This window comes from Achromobacter sp. NPDC008082 (assembly GCF_042957345.1).
Lineage (GTDB): Bacteria > Pseudomonadota > Gammaproteobacteria > Burkholderiales > Burkholderiaceae_B > Achromobacter > Achromobacter kerstersii_A.
In genome coordinates, this window is the sequence record NZ_JBIBIB010000002.1 from 369,162 (window position 1) to 387,456 (window position 18,295).

Genomic DNA, 18,295 nt, shown 5'->3' on the forward strand with positions numbered 1-18,295 from the left:
AACAACGCCGCATTTACCCCGCGAAGCGGTAGCCCACGCCGATTTCCGTCATCAGGAATACCGGCTGCGCGGGGTCGGCTTCCAGCTTCTGGCGCAGATGGCCCATATAGATACGCAGGTAGTGATTGCTTTCCACATGCGAAGGGCCCCAGACCTCGCGCAGCAATTCGCGGTGCGTCATGACCTTGCCCCGATGCGCCAGCAGCGCGGCCAGCAGCCGGTATTCCATGGCGGTCAGGTGCACGTGCTGGCCATTGCGCTCGACGACGCGTTTAGCGAAGTCCACACGCACATCGCCAAACGTGATTTCGGCGGCGTTGCCCGCGCCGCCCCGCGCATGCCGGCGCAGCAGCACGCGCAACCGCGCCAGCAGTTCGCTGACGCCGAAAGGCTTGGTCAGATAGTCGTCGGCGCCCGCATCCAATGCCGCGACCTTGTCGGCCTCGGCGCTGCGGGCGGATAGCACCAGCACCGGCACTTCCGTCCACGCGCGCAATTCGCGGATGAGCGTCATGCCGTCGTCGTCAGGCAAGCCCAGGTCCAGCACGATGGCGTCGGGCTGGCGGGTGCCGGCTTCGATCAGGCCGCGCTTGACGGTGTCGGCTTCGTGCACGACGCAGCCTTCGCTTTCCAGGGCCTGGCGGACGAAGCGCCGGATGTTGGCGTCGTCTTCAATGATCAGGACGGTGGGCTGATAGTCGAACATGCTTGGGGGATTCAATGGGTTTCGGGAGGAATCGCGGGCGGCGTTCCCAGCGGCAGGCTGAAGACGAATTGCGCGCCAGAAGCCTGCCCCGGCGTGTGTTCGACCCAGATGCGGCCGTGGTGGGCCGAGATGATGGCTTCGCACACCGCCAGGCCCAGGCCTACGCCCGGCGTCGCGGATTCGCGTTCGCCGCGCGTGAATTTTTCGAAGATGCGGCGTTCGGCGCCAGGGGCGACGCCGGGGCCATTGTCGCTGACGGCCACGCGCAGCTCGTCATCGACGACGGCAGCGTGCAGATGCAGCGTGCTGCCTGCGGGCGTGTACTTGGCCGCGTTCTCCAGCAGGTTGCACAGCACGCGTTCGATCAGCACGCCATCGCATTCCACCAGCGGCAGATGCGACAGGCTGGCGACTGTGACGTGATGCGCCGCCAGCGGTTCGCGCATGGCGGCAAGCGATGCGCCCACCAGCTCTTCAATCGATTGCCATTCGCGGCGCAGCGGCGTGTCGCGGCTTTGCAGGCGCGCCATGTCCAGCAAATTGACGACCAGCGCATGCATGCGCTGCGCCTGATCGCGCATGGCGCGCACGGTGTCCTGCACGTCGGGCGCAAGCGTTGCCTGTTGGCGCGTCAAGGTGTCCGTCATGCCGATCAGGCTGGTCAGCGGGGTGCGCAAATCGTGCGACACGGCGGCTAGCAGCGAATTGCGCAGCCGCTCCGATTCCATGCTGACGAGAGCCTGCTGCGCCACTTCCACATAGTGCAGCCGTTCCAGGGCAATGGCGATCAGGGTGGCGTAGGCCTCGATCTGGCGGCGCGAATCCGGGTGCGAGAACAGGCTGCGGCGGGGGGCCGCCAGCGCCAGCACGCCACGCGTGCGCATGGGCGCTTTCAACGGCAGGTACAGCAGCTCGCTGTTGGACAAGGTGGCGGTGCCAACGCCCGCGGGCTGGCCGTGGTCGTAGACCCATTGGGCCAGCGCCGACTCCAATGGCGGCATGTCGTCGGAGGCCGGCGAGGCGAGTTTCAAGCGGTCGTCCAGCCCCAGGATATACAGCGCGCAGCGCGAGCCGAAGGTGGCGTGCACGAACGCGCCGGCGGACGCCACGATCTGCTCGGGCAACAGCGCCGATGACAATTCGCGCGCAAATTCATACAGGCTGCGCGCGTCGGCTTCGCGCTTGACGGAGGCCTGGGCTTGCAGGCGCAGGCCGGCTGTGAGTTGCCCGATCAGCAACCCCACCGACAGCAGCACGCCGAAGGTCAGCAGGTACTGCACGTCGGACACGGCGAAGGAAGCCAGCGGCTGCACGAAGAAGAAATCGAACAGCGCCACACTGACAACGGATGCCAGCGCCGCCGGCCCGCGTCCATGGCGTAACGCCACGCCCACCACCGCCAGCAGGAACAGCATGACGATGTTGGTCTGGTGCAGCACGGGAAAGGCCAGCATCGACAGGCCGGTGGCGGCCGCGCAATAGCACAGCGCCCAGGCATAGCCGGCCCAGGAACGCGCGCTGCGCTCATCGGCGCCCGGGCTGGCGCGCCGGCCCAGCGTGAGCGGGTCGCGCCCGGGCGCGGCGCTGGCGGGCAGCGGCGGCGCGCCCAGACGGATGATGTCGATCTCGGGGCAGCCCGCGGCCAGCATGTCGGCAAAGCTATGCCGCCGCCATAACCAGCCGGGCGTGATGGCGGCGGTCAGCAACGCGGACACCGATAGGCGCAGCCGCTGCAAACCGGTGGCGCGCGTGCGGCCGACGATGGCCTTGGTGATGTTGTGCCGGCGCACGTAACGCACCACGGCGTCGACCATGTCGCCACCCGCCAGCGTTTCCGTGCGTGCGCCCAGCGAATCCGCGAACGCGAGCGTGCGCTGCATGCGGTCCTGTTCGGCTTGCGGCGTGGGGGCGGCGCGCGGGGTGTCGATGGTGACGACGTGCAGGTCGCATTCCAGTTGCTGGCTCAGGCGGTGCGCACTGCGGATGACGTATTCGGCATCGATGTCCGGTCCAATGCAGGCGACGACCGCTTCGCGCGTGCGCCACACGGGTTCGATGGCGCGGTCGCGCCGATAGGCCTGCACGTCATCATCGACGTGGTCAGCGGTGCGGCGCAGCGCCAGCTCGCGCAGCGCAATCAGGTTGCCTTTGCGAAAGAAATTGCGCGTGGCGTGGCGGGCCTGTTCGGGCAGATAGACCTTGCCTTCCTTCAAGCGCCGCAGCAGCTCGTCGGCCGACAAATCCACGAGGATGACTTCGTCGGCCGCGTCGAAGACCTCGTCTGGCACGGTCTCCCAGACGCGCACGCCGGTGATGCTGCCCACGGCTTCGTTCAGGCTGTCAAGATGCTGCACGTTCAGCGTGGTCCAGACGTCGATGCCGGCGGCGAGCAATTCCTGGATGTCCTGCCAGCGCTTGGCGTGGCGTGAACCCGGCGCGTTGGAGTGCGCCAGTTCGTCCACCAGCACCAGCCCGGGGCGGGCGGCCAGCGCGCCGTCCAGATCGAATTCCTTCAGGACGTGGCCGCGATACGCAACGTCTTTAAGCGGCAACACCGCCAAGCCTTCCAGCAACGACGCGGTTTCGCGGCGGCCATGGGTTTCGACGATGCCGGCCAGCACGTTGACCCCTTGCGCGGCCTGCGCCCGGGCCGCGACCAGCATGGCGTAAGTCTTGCCCACGCCGGCCGACGACCCGAAGTACACGCGCAGCTTGCCGCGCACGGCTTGGCGCGCGGCCTCGTCCAGGGTTTTCAAGAGCGCGTCGGGATCGGGACGCTCGCCAGCAATATCAGCCATGAACGCGCAAGAGTGGGGTGGGGAAAGCTGGCAATACTATACGCTCGGCGTTCACGGGGCCGGGCGCAAGTTGTCCAGCGCCAGATTCAGCATCAGCACATTGACGACCGGGTCACCCAGCACGCCCAGCCAGGGCTGCTCGGTGTTGGCCTGGATCAGCGCATCGACCTGGGCGCGCGGCAAGTTGCGGGCGCGGGCCACGCGCGCGGCCTGGTAGGCGGCCGCTGCCGGGCTGATGTGCGGGTCCAGCCCGCTGCCGGACGCCGTGATCAGATCCACCGGCACGGGCGTGGGGTTGTCGGGGTCCGCCGCTTTCAGCGCGGCGATGCGGGCCTGGATGGCTTCGGCCAGCGCGGGGTTGCGCGGACCCAGGTTCGACCCGCCCGAGGCCGCGCCGTTATACGGCATGGGCGCGGTGGCCGACGGCCGGCTCCAGAAATACTGGGGCGACGTGAACGACTGGCCGATCAGCGCGGAGCCCACGACCTTGTCGTCCTGTTTGATGAGCGAGCCCGCCGCCTCGTGCGGGAAGACCACGGCCGCGACGCCGCGCGTCAGGAAGGGGTAGGCCAGGCCCGTCACCAGCGACAGGGCGGCGAAGATGACCAGCGCGGGGCGCAGGATGCCGCCCGGGCGAGGCAGGGCGGCGGAGGATGACGTTGTGTGTTTCATGATGAATTCCTTTCGGGTTTCGATGCTGAAGACGGGGCGGCTTACACCCAGCCCAGCGCAGCCAGCACCATGTCAACCAGCTTGATGCCCGCAAACGGCACCAGCAGACCGCCCAGGCCGTAAATAAGCAGGTTGCGGCGCAGCAGCACAGATGCGCCCAGCGGCCGGTAGCGCACGCCCTTGAGCGCCAGCGGGATCAACACGACGATGATCAGCGCGTTGAAGATCACGGCCGACAAAATGGCGGACGCCGGCGTCGTCAGCGCCATGATGTTCAGCACGTTCAACTGCGGAAACACGGTGGCGAAGGCGGCCGGAATGATGGCGAAGTACTTGGCCACGTCGTTGGCCACGCTGAACGTGGTCAGCGCGCCGCGCGTCATCAGCATCTGCTTGCCGATCTCGACAATCTCGATGAGCTTGGTGGGGTTGGAATCCAGGTCCACCATGTTGCCGGCTTCTTTGGCGGCCTGTGTGCCCGAGTTCATCGCCACCGCCACGTCGGCCTGCGCCAGCGCCGGGGCGTCGTTTGTGCCGTCGCCCGTCATCGCCACCAGCCGGCCTTCCGACTGGTAGGCGCGGATCAGTTTCAGCTTGGCTTCGGGCGTGGCTTCGGCCAGGAAATCATCCACGCCCGCTTCAGCGGCAATGGAGGCGGCGGTGAGCTTGTTGTCGCCCGTGATCATCACCGTCTTGATGCCCATGCGGCGCAACTCGGCAAAGCGCGATTGAATGCCGGGCTTGACGATGTCTTTCAGTTCCACGACGCCCAGCGCGCGGTTGCCGTCGCTGACCATCAGCGGCGTGCTGCCGCGCCGCGCCACGTCTTCGGCCAGGCGCAACACCGGCTCAGGCACCATGGCGTCTTGCGCGGTGATCCACGACTGGATGGCGTCTACCGCGCCTTTGCGGATCATGCGGTCGCCCAGATTCACGCCGCTCATGCGCGACTGCGCCGTGAAGGGCACGAATTCGACGTCGCTCATGCGGGCGGCGGGGGCGTGCAGGGACTTGTCGGCCAGCGCCACAATGCTGCGCCCTTCCGGCGTTTCATCGGCCAGCGACGCCAGGCGGGCGGCATCGGCCAGCTCGCGCGGGGACACGCCCGGCGCGGGCAGGAACGTCGACGCCTGGCGGTTGCCGAAGGTGATGGTGCCGGTCTTGTCCAGCAACAGCACATCCACATCGCCCGCCGCTTCCACCGCGCGGCCGGACGTGGCGATGACGTTGGCGCTCATCATGCGGCTCATGCCTGCCACGCCGATGGCCGACAGCAGGCCGCCGATGGTGGTGGGGATCAGGCAGACCAGCAGCGCCACCAGCACCGTCACGGTGACGGCCGCGCCGCCACCGGCCGCACTGACCGCGTAGATCGAGAACGGCATCAGCGTCACGACGACCAGCAGGAACACCACGGTCAGGCCCACCAGCAGGATCGTCAGCGCCAGTTCGTTCGGCGTCTTCTGGCGCTTGGCGCCTTCGACCATGGCGATCATGCGGTCCAGAAAGCTCTCGCCGGGATCGGCCGCGATGCGCACGAAGATCCAGTCGGACAGCACGCGCGTGCCGCCCGTGACGGAAGAAAAGTCGCCGCCGGACTCGCGGATGACGGGGGCCGATTCACCGGTGATGGCGCTTTCGTCCACCGACGCCACGCCCGCAATGACCTGGCCGTCGCCGGGGATGGTGTCGCCGGCTTCCACCAGCACCACGTCGTCACGGCGCAGCATGCCCGAGGGCTGGCTGATGGCCTGATCGCGCCATTGCGCGGGCTGGGCGTCGCGGGCGTCTGCCTCGCGAAAGCCCTTGAGCAAGCGGGCGTTGATGGTGGTGCGCAGGCCGCGCAAGGTCGCCGCCTGTTGTTTGCCGCGCCCTTCGGCCAGCGCTTCGGCGAAGTTGGCGAACAGCACGGTGAACCACAGCCACACGGTGATTGCCAGGATGAAGCCCGCGGGGGCTTCGGCCTGGCCGCGCAGGGCCATGACCCAGAGCAGCGTGGTGAGGATGCTGCCCACGTACACCACGAACATCACGGGGTTCTTCAGCTGCGCGGCGGGCGACAGCTTGCGCAGGCTGTCCACCAGGGCGGGCCCGACAAGCGAGCGCGACCACATGCCGAACGGACGGTCTTGCGGGGCAGTTGCGGGGGCGCGGGCAGCGCCGCCGCCTGCGCTGGAGGTTGGCATTTCAATTTTGGCCATGTTGATTCCTAGCCTGTTGCATTCAGGGTTGCAGGTGTTCCGCGACCGGGCCCAAGGCCAGCGCGGGCACATATGTCAGGGCGCCCACCAGCAGCACGGCGCCAATCAGCAGCACCACAAAGAGGGGGCCGGTGGTGGGCATGCTGCCGGGGCCGGCGGGCAGACGGCGCTTGGCCGCCAGCGACCCGGCCATCGCCAGCACGGCGATGATCACGGCGAAACGGCCAAACCACATCGCGATGCCCAGCAACACGTTGTAGAAGGGCGTGTTGGCGGATAGGCCGGCGAACGCGCTGCCGTTGTTATTGGCCGCGGACGACAACGCATAGAGGATTTCGGAAAACCCATGGATGCCCGGATTCAGCACGCCCGCCTGGCCGGCCGATACCGACACCGCCAGCGCCGTACCGCCCAGCACCAGCAGCGGCGTGGCCAGAATGACGATGGACACCATCTTCATGTCGTAGGCTTCGATCTTCTTGCCCAGGTATTCCGGGGTGCGGCCGATCATCAGCCCGGCGATGAAGACGCCCAGAATGGCGAAGGCCAGCATGCCGTACAGGCCCGAACCCACGCCGCCGTAAACGACTTCACCCAACTGCATCAGCAGCATCGGCGGCAGCCCGCCCATGGCGGTCAGCGAGTCGTGCATGCCGTTGACCGCGCCGCAGGACGCCGCCGTGGTGATGGTGGCGAACAGCGACGTGGCCGCAATGCCAAAGCGCGTTTCCTTGCCTTCCATGTTGCCGCCGGGCGAAAGCGCAGTCATCGCGCTGTCGGCGCCGGCCTGCGCGGCCATGGGGTTGGCCTGCTGCTCGAAGTACGCCGTACCCAGCGCGAAGACGGCAAACAGCACGGTCATGGCGGCCAATATCGCGATGCCCTGACGCCGGCTGCCCACCATTTCGCCAAACGTGAAGCACAGCGCGGCGGGAATCGCCAAGATGGCCAGCATCTCCAGGAAGTTCGCCAGCGGGGTCGCGTTCTCGAACGGATGCGCCGAGTTGGCATTGAAGAAGCCGCCGCCGTTGGTGCCGAGCAGTTTGATGGCTTCTTGCGAGGCCACCGGCCCCATCGCCAGCGTTTGCGTCGACGTGACGGCCGGGTCGGTCACAGGCTGGCCCTTTGCGTCCAGCACGGGCTGGCCTTGCGCGTCCACGCGCGGCTGGTCATAGTGCAGGGCTTCAACCGTCTGCACGTCCTGGTAGGGGCTGAAATTCTGGATCACGCCTTGGCTGACCAGCGCCAGCGCCAGCACGAACGACAGGGGCAGCAGCACGTAAAGCGTGCAGCGGACCATATCGGACCAGAAGTTGCCGATGGTGGCGGAGCTATGGCGCGCCAGGCCACGGATCAGCGCGAACAGCACGGCGATGCCGGTGGCGGCCGAGACGAAGTTCTGCACCGTCAGCGCCAGCATCTGCGTCAGGTAGCTCATCGTGGCTTCGCCGCCATAGCCTTGCCAGTTGGTGTTGGCGACGAAGCTGATGGCGGTGTTGAGAGCGGAGTCCGGCGTGACGGCGCCCATGCCTGCGGGGTTCAGCGGCAGCATGCCCTGAACCCGTTGCAGCGCGTAGACCACTACGACGCCAAGAATGTTGAAGGCGAGCACGGCCAGCGCATAACGCTTCCAGCCCATCTCGGCTTGCGGGTCAACGCCCGCCAGCCGGTAAATGCCACGTTCAAGCGGACGGCCCCAGGCGGTGAGCCGGGATTGCCCGTTTTCCATGGCGATACGGATATAGCGCCCAAGCAGCGGCGCAATCGCAAGCAGGACCGCCAGGTACAAGACCAGCAGTCCGACGAATTCGGCGGTCATCAGAATTTCTCCGGTTTGAACAGGGCCACCAGCAGGTAGACGAACAGCAGGGCGGCGGTCAGGCCGCTGACCCAATAGAGCCAGCTCATGACGGCTCTCCCGAAGACAGGGCTTCGCAGAAGCGCAGCAGGGCTACAGTCAGCCCGGCCATGACGGCGAAGATGGCGATATAGATGGCATCCACGTTTTTCCTCCCGGGAGCCACGCTCCCTTCGAACGACGGGCCTGCGCGGCAAAAGCGGATGCGCGCCGGGCAGGCCAGGTGACCAATCAGGACACCGGCAGGTTACGGAGCAGGGGGTAAAAACGGGATATAGGTTGGGGAGGGGGGTGTAAACAAGAAATAAATGCCCAGAAATAAATGCCGGCTACGCCGCACTCGCTGCGCCCGCTAGCTGCCCCCCGAGGGGGCGGGCCGCCCGATTCCGGGCATGGCGCGGTGGCGGCTGTCATATTCCGGGATCGGGGCGATTTCTGAATTCGGCTCAATTCGGGCTTTTTGGCCAAAAAATCCCAATATTTAGAACTTTGTGGTCAATTTGCACTCATGTGGTGCAAGGAATATGTAAATGAATGCTCCGTCTTAGGGCATTCCCCTAGTGTGGCATTCCCGCACTTGGTGCAGAATCTCTTCCCATGCAGGTGAGGAGACAAAGCCCTGCATGGGCAAATACCGGCGGCACCGGTACATAAAAAAAGTAAAGCAGTACTCAAAAAAAGCAAAACGCACAACGGCTGGCACCAGGCAGTGCCAGCCGTTGTCGCATAAAAAGCCTGTATTTCTTCAGCAAGGGCTTTTCAGACGCAGCGTTTCGCGCTATCCAGGCAGGGTCTGAAAACATCCTAGCTATGCCGAAATCCCGCGCATCTCCCTCTGAGTCCGCACCCACCCCTTATTGGCGCCGCAACTTGCGGCTGATTGCGTTGCTGCTTGTCGTCTGGGCGGCGCTGACGTTCGTGCCCGCCTTCTTCGCGCGCAGCCTGACGTTTAATTTCATCGGCTGGCCCTTTGCGTTCTGGATGGCCGCCTACGGGGCGCCGCTGGCCTACCTGATCATCATCGCCATTTACGCCCGCACGATGAACCGCGCCGACGAGCGCGCCGTAGCGGGAGCCGAAGCGGGAGCCGACCCGGGCTTCGATACCCGCCGCGACGAGCACCGCGCCGACAACGGAGGAGGCCGCTGATGCCGTTTTTCAGCGGAGACACTCCCCAGGAATTCAAGATCCGGCTGCGCCGCATCTATGTGCTGTACACGGCGGGTTTTGCGCTGATGATCCTGCTGATGGCGCTGGCCGAAATCCTGGGCATGCCGCGCAACTGGATCGGCTATGTGTTCCTGCTGGTCACCGTCAGCCTGTATGCGGGCATCGGCATTGTGTGCCGCACGTCGGATCAAGTGGAGTACTACGTGGCGGGCCGGCGCGTGCCTGCCATTTATAACGGCATGGCGACGGCCGCCGATTGGATGTCGGTGGCGTCGTTTATTGGCGTTGCAGGCACGCTGTACCTGACGGGCTACGGCGGGCTGGCCTACATCATGGGCTGGACGGGCGGCTACGTGCTGGTCGCGATGCTGCTGGCGCCGTACTTGCGGCGCTTCGGGCAATACACCATCCCCGACTTCATGGGTGCGCGCTATGGCGGCAATATGCCGCGCCTGGCGGGCGTGGCGTGCGCCATTCTGTGTTCGTTCACGTATCTGGTCGCACAGATCTACGGCGTGGGCATCATCACCACGCGCATGACAGGCATCTCGTTCGAGCTGGGCATTTTTGTGGCGCTGGGCGGCATGCTGGTTTGCTCGTTCCTGGGCGGGATGCGCGCGGTGACGTGGACGCAGGTCGGGCAATACATCATTCTGGTCATCGCGTATCTGGTGCCGGTGGTGTGGCTGTCGGTGAAGCACACGAATATGCCGGTGCCGCAGCTGTCGGCCGGCGTGGTGTTGCAGCAGGTCACTGAAAAAGAAATCTATCTGCAAAACGATCCGTCGGAAATCGAGGTGCGCCGGCTGTGGCAGCAGCATGCCGATGAAATGGCCAAGCGCGTCGACACCCTGCCGGAATCGTGGACGCTGGAAAAGGACAAGCTGCGCAGCCGCCTTGCGCAATTGAACGCGTCGGATGCGCCCATGGTCGAGATTCGTTCGGCCGAACGCGAGCTGGCCGCGTACCCCGCCAGCGTGGAAGATGCGCGCGTGGTGTGGTCGCAAGCGCGCGCCACGTTTGAAGCGCGGGCCGCGCCGCCCACGCCGCACGCGGAACCCTTTCCCGCCAAAGACGCGGAAGAGCGGCGCAACATGCGCATCAACTTCCTGGCGCTGGTGCTGTGCCTGATGCTGGGCACGGCAGGCATGCCGCACATTCTGATGCGGTCTTACACCACGCCTTCGGTCATCGAGGCGCGTAAATCGGTGTGCTGGTCGCTGCTGTTCATTCTGCTGCTGTACTTCATGGCGCCTGCGCTGGCGCTGCTGGTGAAGTACGAGGTCTACACACAAGTGGTGGGCTCAAATTTTCTGAGCCTGCCCAACTGGGTCCACGCATGGAGCGCGGTCGACAGCAATTTGCTGGACGTGACCGACATCAACCGCGACGGCGTGGTGCAGTTAAGCGAGATCAGCATGGGCGCCGACGTGGTGGTGCTGGCCATGCCCGAAATTGGCGGGCTGCCCTATGTGATTTCAGGGCTGGTGGCGGCGGGCGGTTTGGCGGCGGCGCTGTCCACCGCAGACGGCCTGCTGCTGACCTTGTCGAATTCCTTGTCGCATGACATGTGGTACCGGATGGTGTCGCCGCGCATGTCGGCCGCGCGCCGGGTGATGGTGTCGAAAATACTGCTGCTGGTCGTGGCGTTTGGCGCGGCCTGGGTGGCGGCGCGTAAACCGGCGGACATCCTCTTTATGGTGTCGGCCGCGTTCTCGTTTGCGGCGTCGTCATTTTTCCCGGCGCTGGTCATGGGCGTGTTCTGGCGGCGCGCCAACAAGTGGGGCGCCACCTTGGGCATGGCGGCGGGCCTGTTGGTGACGTTCGCCTATATGACGCACACGCATCCGTGGCTGCGCGAATGGGTGCTGGGCATTTCGCGCACGCAGCCGGTGGATTTGTGGTGGGGCATTCAGCCGATTGCGGCGGGCGTGTTCGGCGCGCCGGTGGCGTTTCTGACGATCATTGTGGTGTCTTTGCTGACGCCGCCGCCCGACCGCGCCACGCTGGCCTTGGTGGACTATCTGCGTCATCCGGGGGCGCCCCGGCCGCCGGCCGAAAACGCCTAGCGGGATTCGCAGGCGTTGGGCTGGCGGTTTTCCGGGTCGGTGCAAGCCGCCCACGTGGCCTTGGGCACGGTTTGCACCAGCGTATAAATCTGCCCCGGCGCCCACAGCCATTGCACGCTGCCGGGTGTTTGGCCGGCGGCGTCCCAGACGCGTCGCCGTTGGGCCGGGCTTAGTGTGAACCGGCCGTCGTTACCGCTGTTGCCGCTGGCAAGCACGGCGGCGGGGTTCCGCTTGGCGGCATAGACATCACCATCCTGGGGTTGAACGATGGCCCAGTCGTAGTGATACGACTCCATCGCAGGCGCCGCCCAGTTCGGCCCGGGCAGCACCAGCACGGCATATTCAGACGGGCGCACGGCATAGGGCAGCCCGAGCTTGAGCTGTTCGTTTTCCCAATCCAGCCGTTGCCGTTCATAACGTTGGGCGGGCTGGCCCTGCGCATCAAAGGTGGTCACTTCCCGCGCATCGCCTTGCCTTTCCACATAGGCAATCGTGCGCAGCAGGCGGCCGGCCGCGTCGTGCACGTAGCGGGCCAGAGGCTGGGCACCGTCGTCGCTACAGGCGTTGGCGCTGCGTTCGGCCAGCCAGCCGTTGCGGTCATAACGCAGGCAGGTATAAAGCGATGGGTTGGGCTTGCCGCTTGCCGCATACGAGCGCAGTTCAACCCCGATCAGCCGCGCGCGGTCGTCGTACTGAAAGCGGGTTTCGTTGTCGGGTTTGGGCAGCGCCTGTTGGCGCGAGGCCTGAGCATCGGCCAGCGTGCGGGCGTCGTATTCGGCGATGCCGCACAGGTGCCTGACGCCATCCGCGCCGCGCTCGAAACGCAGCACGGTGGGGCCGATGCGGGCATCGGCCGGGGCGGCATACACCGACCAATCCACGCGTTCGGCCCAGATGACTGGCGTGGCGCGCGGCCCGGTTTCCACGTGCACCGGGGCTTCCCAACTGCGGATGCGCGACCCGTCCAACCCCAGCAGTGTGTTGGTGTCGTTCAACGTCACATTGGCGATGACGGTTTCCCGTTGGCCGGTCGCGGCCATGGGCTGGCACAGCGCATGCGTCCAGGCGGGGGCCATCGACAGGGCGGCGAGCACCAGCAGGCGCAAGTTGGAATCAGCGAGCGGCATTGTGCAAATAGGCGACCAGGCCCCAGAGTTCGCTGCTGACCCCGCCCAGGCGCAAGCCGCCGTCGCGCGTGTCCATCAGCAGGAAGGGGTAGGCGTTGCGTTCCAGTTTGCCGGGGGGCGGCAGCCGGTAAGGCGTGAAGTGCTTGGAGGACAGCAGATAGGAGTTGGCCATGTCGCCCACATCCACATGCAGATACCAGACGGTGAGCGGGGTGGCGTCTAACGCGGGGTCTGTTTCGGGATACAAGCCGCCTTGGCCTGCCGGAATGCCGCTGTCCAGCACGCCCTGGAAAATGGCGCGCGGGCCAGGCTGGGGAAAATAGGCGCCATCGCTGCCGCGGCTGGCGAATGTCTGGCGGATGAAGCTTGCGCCGCGAGACCCTGGCACCACCGTGCGCGCGAACATCGCGTCCAACTGCGCGTCGGTGAGCGGACGGCGCGAGGCGGCCAGCGTGTCCAGGTCCTGCGTGAAATCATGCAGCCACGCGCGGTAGCGTTTGAGTTCGGCGGCGCGGTTGAAGTCTTGCGCCATGGCGTTGCCGGCCAGTGCAAAGAGCAGACAAAAGAGCAAACAAAAGGGCAAACGAAAGAGCAAACCAAAGGGCAGGAAGAAACCCGCCGCCCGGCTGCGCCACGACAGCACCCGCCCAAGCCCCACGGCCCGCGCGGTCAATGCGAGACCGATTTCGAGAACACGTTCATCACCACCACGCCGGCGATGATGAGGCCGATGCCGATCAGCGCTGGCGTGTCCAGGTGCTGCTTGAACAGCACGGCGCCCACGATGGAGATCAGCACAATGCCCACGCCGGACCAGATGGCGTAGGCAATGCCCACAGGAATTTCGCGCAGCGTCAGCGACAGGAAGTAGAACGAGATCAGGTAGCCGAACACCGTGATGATGGACGGCGCAAGGCGGGTGAACCCTTCGGAACCCTTCAGCGCGCTGGTGGCGAAGATCTCGGCGATGATCGCCACGCCCAGGTAGAGCCATTTCATTTGCGCATTCCTTCGGATTGCCGCAACAGCACCAGCAGCGCGCCCGCGCCGCCTTCGCGTTCAGGCGCTTCGGAAAACGCCAGCACTTCCGTCTTCTGTACCAGCCAGGTGCGCGCCTTGTCTTTCAGCACCGGCTCCAGCCCTTCCGAGCCATAGCCCTTGCCGTGCACGATGCGCACGCAGCGGATGCCGTGTTCCTGGCATTCATCCAGAAACGACAGCAACGCGTGGCGCGCCTGCTCGACGCGCAGGCCGTGCAAGTCCAGCTCCGCGCCCGCGCGCCATTGGCCGCGCCGCAAGTTGCGGGCGGTGTCGGGCGCGGCGTCGTTGCGTACAAACGCGGTGCCGCCTTCGGACAACAGGTGCGTGATTTCGCCGCCATCCGACACGCCGGCATCCGCGCGCGACGGGGTTTCCCCCAGCGCGTTGGCGCGGCGCAGCGCCGGCGCGGGTTCCTCCACGGGCTTGTGTTCCACCCGGGCGGTCTGCTTGATCGGCGTGACGGACTTCATCGTGCGCTGGAAAGCCGCCATGTCATCCATGGGCGCGCTTTCCGGCTTCTTCAGCACGGCGACCCGCTTGGCGAGCGCTTCGCGTTCGCGTTCGGCTTGCAGGTCTTTCTTCAGGCGTTTCAGGTCGGCCAGGCCGACCTTACTGCCCCGCATTCTCCAACCACCGTTGAGCGTCCAGGGCGGCCATGCAGCCCGTGCCGGCGCTGGTGATGGCTTGACGGTAGACGTGGTCCTGCACGTCGCCGGCGGCGAACACGCCAGGCACGGACGTCATCGTGGCCATGCCGGACAAACCGCTCTTGGTGACGATGTAGCCATCCTTCATTTCCAGCTGGCCCTGGAAGATTTCCGTGTTGGGCTGGTGGCCGATCGCGATGAAGGCGCCGGTCACGGCCATGTCTTCGGTGACGCCAGTGTCCACGTGGCGTACGCGCACGCCAGTTACACCGCTGTCGTCGCCCAGCACTTCTTCCAGCGTATGGAACGTCTTCAGTTCCATGTTGCCGTTCTCGACTTTGCTCATCAGCTTGTCGACCAAAATGGGCTCGGCGCGGAATTTGTCGCGGCGATGAATCAGGGTGACCTTGCGGCAGATGTTGGACAGGTACAGGGCTTCTTCGACGGCCGTATTGCCGCCGCCGACGACGACGACGTCCTGGTTGCGGTAGAAGAATCCATCGCAAGTGGCGCAGCCGGACACGCCGCGGCCCATGAAGGCCTGTTCGGACGGCAGGCCCAGGTATTTGGCCGATGCGCCCGTGGCGATGATGAGGGCGTCGCAGGTGTAGATCTTGCCGGTGTCGCCGGTCAGCGTGAACGGACGCTTGGACAGGTCGACCTTGGCGATGTGGTCAAACAGCATCTCGGTGTTGAAGCGTTCGGCGTGCTTCTGGAAGCGCTGCATCAGGTCCGGACCCTGGACGCCATCTGCGTCGGCCGGCCAGTTGTCGACGTCCGTGGTGGTCATGAGCTGGCCGCCTTGGGCCAGACCTGTAACAAGAACAGGGCTCAGATTGGCGCGTGCCGCATAGACGGCCGCCGTGTAACCGGCAGGGCCGGAACCGAGTATCAAAACTTTAGCGTGCGTGGGCGTGGACATGGGCGGGTATCTTTAGGTTAACGCCCAATTATAATGAGCCGCATGCCGCGTATCTCGACTGCTTCTCCGCGCGCCTCGCGCAACACCCGCAACGGACCTTCGCCGCTACAGACGCGTATTTCTGCGTTGCTGCGCGAAGCCCGCTGGATTCTATTTGCCGCCCTGGCGGCCTGGCTCACCCTGGTGCTGGCCACCTGGAGCGCGTCCGACCCTGGCTGGTCGCACTCCGTGCCGGGCGACGTCGTGCGCAACCATGGGGGGCGGCTAGGCGCCTATCTGGCAGACATCCTGCTCTATCTCTTTGGCTTCTCGGCCTGGTGGTGGGTCGTCCTGCTGCTGCACCGCGTGCGCGCCGGCTACCGGCGCCTGGCCAGCCAGCTCAAGGTAACTAATAGTAAACAACCGGAAGTGTTGCCGCGTGTCCACTGGGAAGAGGGCATTGGCTTCTTTCTGTTGCTGTTGGGATCGCTGGGGATGGAAGCCTTGCGGCTGGCCAGCCGTGGCACGCATCTGCCGGGCGCGTCTGAAACCGCCAGCGGCGCAGGCGGCGTCATCGGCCACACGCTGGCCGACCTGATCAGCCGCAGCATCGGTTTCACGGGCAGCACGTTGGCCTTCCTGGTCATGCTGGCCATCGGCCTGAGCCTGTTTTTCTCGTTCTCGTGGCTGGCCGTGGCCGAGCGCGTGGGGTCGTGGATGGAAGGCCTGGTGCGCCGCGTCCGCAACTCCTACGCCGCCCGCGAAGACCGCAAGGTCGGCGAAGTGGCCAAGGCCGTGCGTACGGAACAAGTCGTGGCCAAGCAGGAAAAGCTGGTGCACGAGCAGCCGGTGCGCATCGAACCCGCCATTACGGTGGTGCAGAAATCCGAGCGGGTCGAAAAGGAAAAGCAGCAGTCGCTGTTCTTCGCACCCGCGGGCGGCGCCGAAGGTGACCTGCCCGCCATCAGCCTGCTGGACCCGCCGCTGACCAACCAGGAAACGGTGTCGGCGGAAACCATCGAATTCACCTCGCGCCTGATCGAAAAGAAGCTGGCCGACTTCGGCGTGTCCGTCACCGTAGTGGCGGCGCAGGCCGGCCCGGTCATTACGCGCTATGAAATTGAACCCGCCACGGGCGTGAAGGGCAGCCAGATCGTCAACTTGGCGAAAGACTTGGCCCGCGCGCTGAGCCTGGTCAGCATCCGGGTGGTGGAAACCATTCCGGGCAAGAACCTGATGGGCCTGGAACTTCCGAACCCGCGCCGCCAGATGGTGCGTTTGTCCGAAATTCTGGGTTCGCAGACCTATCACGCCAGCCATTCCGTGGTGACGATGGCGCTGGGCAAGGACATCGCCGGCAACCCGGTGGTGGCTGACCTGGCCAAGATGCCCCACTTGCTGGTGGCCGGCACCACCGGTTCCGGCAAGTCGGTGGGGATCAACGCCATGATCCTGTCCTTGCTGTACAAGGCCGACGCGTCCCATACCCGCTTGATCTTGATCGACCCGAAGATGCTGGAAATGAGCGTCTACGAGGGCATCCCGCACTTGCTGGCGCCGGTGGTGACCGACATGCGCCAGGCGTCCAACGCGCTGAACTGGTGCGTGGGCGAAATGGAAAAGCGCTATCGCCTGATGAGCAAGATGGGCGTGCGCAATCTGGCGGGCTACAACACCAAGATCCGCGACGCCATCAAGCGCGAGGAACCGATTCCGAATCCGTTCTCGCTGACGCCCGATCAGCCCGAGCCGCTGTCGCCCTTGCCCACCATTGTGGTGGTCATCGACGAATTGGCCGACCTGATGATGGTGGTGGGCAAGAAGATCGAAGAGCTTATTGCTCGTCTCGCGCAGAAGGCGCGCGCCGCCGGTATCCACCTGATTCTGGCCACGCAGCGCCCCAGCGTGGACGTCATCACGGGCCTGATCAAGGCCAATATCCCGACGCGTATCGCGTTCCAGGTGTCGTCCAAGATCGACTCGCGCACCATTCTTGACCAGATGGGCGCCGAGACTTTGCTGGGTCAGGGCGACATGCTTTATATGCCGCCTGGCACGGGCTTGCCGGTGCGCGTGCACGGCGCGTTCTGCAGCGACGATGAAGTGCACCGCGTGGTGGAAAACCTGAAGGCGCAGGGCGAACCGAACTACATCGAAGGCCTGCTGGAAGGCGGCGTCGAAGGCGACAACGGCGAAGGCGCCAGCAGCGTCACCGGCATCGGTGGCGACGCCGAGTCCGACCCGATGTACGACCAGGCTTGCGAAGTGGTGCTCAAGCACCGCCGCGCGTCGATTTCGCTGGTGCAGCGTCACCTGCGCATCGGTTACAACCGTGCGGCCCGGTTACTCGAGCAGATGGAGCAATCGGGTATGGTGTCGGCGATGCAGTCCAATGGCAACCGCGAAATTCTGGTCCCCGCGGCAGCCGCCGCCCGAGAGGAAGCATGATGAAGACGTTTCGCCGCCTGGCCGCAATTGCAGCCCTGAGCCTGGCGCCCGCGCTGTCGTTCGCCGCCAGCGCGCAAGAACAGTTGAAGGCCTTTGTCGCCACGGTGTCCGCGGCGACGGGTTCGTTCTCGCAATACACGGTCAACACGCAAGGCCGCACGCAACCCGCCCAGACGGGCGTGTTCTCGTTCCAGCGCCCTGGCAAGTTCAAGTGGGCGGTGCAGAAGCCTTACGAACAGCAGGTTATCTCTGACGGCCGCACGGTGTATCAGTTCGACCCTGATCTGGCTCAGGTCACCGAGCGCAAGGTGGACGCCGCCATCGGCACGTCGCCCGCGGCCATTCTGTTTGGTTCCGGTTCGCTTGAGCAGTCGTTCGACGTCACCGCCTTGCCGTCCAAGGACGGCGTGGAATGGCTGCGCGCCAAGCCGCGCACAGCGGACGCCGGCTTTTCGCGCGTGGATATCGGCATGAAAGACAACCTGCCGGTTCGCGTGGAACTGCTGGATTCTTTTGGGCAGACGACACGCGTGGACTTGTCATCCATCGCGGCCAACCCGTCGCTGCCAGCGAAGGAATTCCAGTTCGTCGCACCCAAGGGTGTGGATGTGGTGAAGATGTAAAAAAATGGCCCGGTTCAGAACCGGGCCTTTTTTT

The 18,295-nt window shown here is 65.3% G+C and carries 15 protein-coding genes; 4 read left to right on the plus strand and 11 right to left on the minus strand.

Translation table 11 applies throughout. The features are described from left to right. Window positions 1–13: 13 nt before the first annotated feature. From kdpE to kdpF, 6 genes are read right to left on the minus strand one after another with little or no spacing between them, the layout of a single operon-like run. Window positions 14–706: a two-component system response regulator KdpE gene (gene kdpE, locus ACFZAI_RS08755; RefSeq protein WP_391566553.1), complete on the minus strand. Its 693-nt coding sequence runs from the start codon at window positions 704–706 to the stop codon at window positions 14–16. Between the two features lie 11 nt (window positions 707–717). Continuing rightward, on the minus strand, window positions 718–3,504 hold the full coding sequence (locus ACFZAI_RS08760) for a DUF4118 domain-containing protein (RefSeq protein ID WP_391566554.1): 2,787 nt from the start codon (window positions 3,502–3,504) through the stop codon (window positions 718–720). Window positions 3,505–3,555: 51 nt separating this feature from the next. Then, window positions 3,556–4,176 (minus strand): potassium-transporting ATPase subunit KdpC, encoded by a 621-nt coding sequence (gene kdpC, locus ACFZAI_RS08765; protein ID WP_391566555.1) that lies wholly within the window; start codon window positions 4,174–4,176, stop codon window positions 3,556–3,558. Between the two features lie 41 nt (window positions 4,177–4,217). Next, window positions 4,218–6,377 carry a potassium-transporting ATPase subunit KdpB gene (gene kdpB / locus ACFZAI_RS08770; protein ID WP_391566556.1) on the minus strand — a complete coding sequence of 720 codons (2,160 nt, stop codon included), beginning with the start codon at window positions 6,375–6,377 and terminating at the stop codon, window positions 4,218–4,220. A 22-nt stretch (window positions 6,378–6,399) separates the two neighbouring features. Further along, window positions 6,400–8,196 (minus strand): potassium-transporting ATPase subunit KdpA, encoded by a 1,797-nt coding sequence (gene kdpA, locus ACFZAI_RS08775; RefSeq protein WP_391566557.1) that lies wholly within the window; start codon window positions 8,194–8,196, stop codon window positions 6,400–6,402. Next, the gene (kdpF, locus tag ACFZAI_RS08780) at window positions 8,196–8,285 is read right to left on the minus strand and encodes a K(+)-transporting ATPase subunit F (RefSeq protein ID WP_391566558.1); all 90 of its coding nucleotides are present in this window, start codon (window positions 8,283–8,285) and stop codon (window positions 8,196–8,198) included. Before kdpF ends, kdpA begins: the two co-directional genes overlap by 1 nt. Before the next feature lie 760 nt (window positions 8,286–9,045). Here kdpF and ACFZAI_RS08785 point away from each other — a divergent pair. Continuing rightward, entirely contained in the window at window positions 9,046–9,384 is a 339-nt protein-coding gene (locus tag ACFZAI_RS08785; RefSeq protein WP_391566559.1) for a DUF4212 domain-containing protein, read from the plus strand. Beyond that, window positions 9,384–11,474, plus strand: a complete 2,091-nt coding sequence (locus ACFZAI_RS08790) for a sodium:solute symporter family protein (protein ID WP_391566560.1) — start codon at window positions 9,384–9,386, stop codon at window positions 11,472–11,474. Before ACFZAI_RS08785 ends, ACFZAI_RS08790 begins: the two co-directional genes overlap by 1 nt. On the opposite strand, the gene ACFZAI_RS08795 is transcribed toward ACFZAI_RS08790, so the two are convergent. The 5 genes from ACFZAI_RS08795 to trxB all read right to left on the minus strand — a co-directional run bounded on the left by ACFZAI_RS08795 (window position 11,471) and on the right by trxB (window position 15,211). Further along, window positions 11,471–12,601, minus strand: coding sequence for a hypothetical protein (locus ACFZAI_RS08795; RefSeq protein WP_391566561.1), 1,131 nt, complete (start codon window positions 12,599–12,601; stop codon window positions 11,471–11,473). The two genes, ACFZAI_RS08790 and ACFZAI_RS08795, sit on opposite strands and share 4 nt — an antisense overlap. Then, entirely contained in the window at window positions 12,588–13,133 is a 546-nt protein-coding gene (locus tag ACFZAI_RS08800; RefSeq protein WP_391566562.1) for a hypothetical protein, read from the minus strand. Before ACFZAI_RS08800 ends, ACFZAI_RS08795 begins: the two co-directional genes overlap by 14 nt. A gap of 137 nt (window positions 13,134–13,270) precedes the next feature. Then, window positions 13,271–13,600 (minus strand): DMT family transporter, encoded by a 330-nt coding sequence (locus ACFZAI_RS08805; RefSeq protein ID WP_391566563.1) that lies wholly within the window; start codon window positions 13,598–13,600, stop codon window positions 13,271–13,273. Next, window positions 13,597–14,265 (minus strand): Smr/MutS family protein, encoded by a 669-nt coding sequence (locus ACFZAI_RS08810; protein ID WP_391566564.1) that lies wholly within the window; start codon window positions 14,263–14,265, stop codon window positions 13,597–13,599. Before ACFZAI_RS08810 ends, ACFZAI_RS08805 begins: the two co-directional genes overlap by 4 nt. Then, entirely contained in the window at window positions 14,252–15,211 is a 960-nt protein-coding gene (gene trxB, locus ACFZAI_RS08815) for a thioredoxin-disulfide reductase (RefSeq protein ID WP_391566565.1), read from the minus strand. The genes ACFZAI_RS08810 and trxB overlap by 14 nt, the downstream gene beginning before the upstream one ends. Window positions 15,212–15,253: 42 nt before the next feature. On the opposite strand from trxB, the gene ACFZAI_RS08820 reads away from it, so the two are divergent. Further along, the gene (locus ACFZAI_RS08820; RefSeq protein WP_391566566.1) at window positions 15,254–17,638 is read left to right on the plus strand and encodes a DNA translocase FtsK; all 2,385 of its coding nucleotides are present in this window, start codon (window positions 15,254–15,256) and stop codon (window positions 17,636–17,638) included. Further along, on the plus strand, window positions 17,638–18,261 hold the full coding sequence (lolA, locus tag ACFZAI_RS08825; protein ID WP_391567095.1) for an outer membrane lipoprotein chaperone LolA: 624 nt from the start codon (window positions 17,638–17,640) through the stop codon (window positions 18,259–18,261). The genes ACFZAI_RS08820 and lolA overlap by 1 nt, the downstream gene beginning before the upstream one ends. Window positions 18,262–18,295 lie beyond the last annotated feature (34 nt).

Bases quoted from the DNA above. Each gene is read 5' to 3' on its own strand.
- trxB (WP_391566565.1), bottom strand. From the start codon at position 15,211: ATGTCCACGCCCACGCACGCTAAAGTTTTGATACTCGGTTCCGGCCCT.
- ACFZAI_RS08820 (WP_391566566.1), top strand. From the start codon at position 15,254: ATGCCGCGTATCTCGACTGCTTCTCCGCGCGCCTCGCGCAACACCCGC.
- kdpE (WP_391566553.1), bottom strand. From the start codon at position 706: ATGTTCGACTATCAGCCCACCGTCCTGATCATTGAAGACGACGCCAAC.
- kdpB (WP_391566556.1), bottom strand. From the start codon at position 6,377: ATGGCCAAAATTGAAATGCCAACCTCCAGCGCAGGCGGCGGCGCTGCC.
- ACFZAI_RS08810 (WP_391566564.1), bottom strand. From the start codon at position 14,265: ATGCGGGGCAGTAAGGTCGGCCTGGCCGACCTGAAACGCCTGAAGAAA.
- ACFZAI_RS08795 (WP_391566561.1), bottom strand. From the start codon at position 12,601: ATGCCGCTCGCTGATTCCAACTTGCGCCTGCTGGTGCTCGCCGCCCTG.
- ACFZAI_RS08805 (WP_391566563.1), bottom strand. From the start codon at position 13,600: ATGAAATGGCTCTACCTGGGCGTGGCGATCATCGCCGAGATCTTCGCC.
- ACFZAI_RS08785 (WP_391566559.1), top strand. From the start codon at position 9,046: ATGCCGAAATCCCGCGCATCTCCCTCTGAGTCCGCACCCACCCCTTAT.
- lolA (WP_391567095.1), top strand. From the start codon at position 17,638: ATGAAGACGTTTCGCCGCCTGGCCGCAATTGCAGCCCTGAGCCTGGCG.
- kdpC (WP_391566555.1), bottom strand. From the start codon at position 4,176: ATGAAACACACAACGTCATCCTCCGCCGCCCTGCCTCGCCCGGGCGGC.
- kdpA (WP_391566557.1), bottom strand. From the start codon at position 8,196: ATGACCGCCGAATTCGTCGGACTGCTGGTCTTGTACCTGGCGGTCCTG.
- kdpF (WP_391566558.1), bottom strand. From the start codon at position 8,285: ATGAGCTGGCTCTATTGGGTCAGCGGCCTGACCGCCGCCCTGCTGTTC.
- ACFZAI_RS08800 (WP_391566562.1), bottom strand. From the start codon at position 13,133: ATGGCGCAAGACTTCAACCGCGCCGCCGAACTCAAACGCTACCGCGCG.
- ACFZAI_RS08790 (WP_391566560.1), top strand. From the start codon at position 9,384: ATGCCGTTTTTCAGCGGAGACACTCCCCAGGAATTCAAGATCCGGCTG.
- ACFZAI_RS08760 (WP_391566554.1), bottom strand. From the start codon at position 3,504: ATGGCTGATATTGCTGGCGAGCGTCCCGATCCCGACGCGCTCTTGAAA.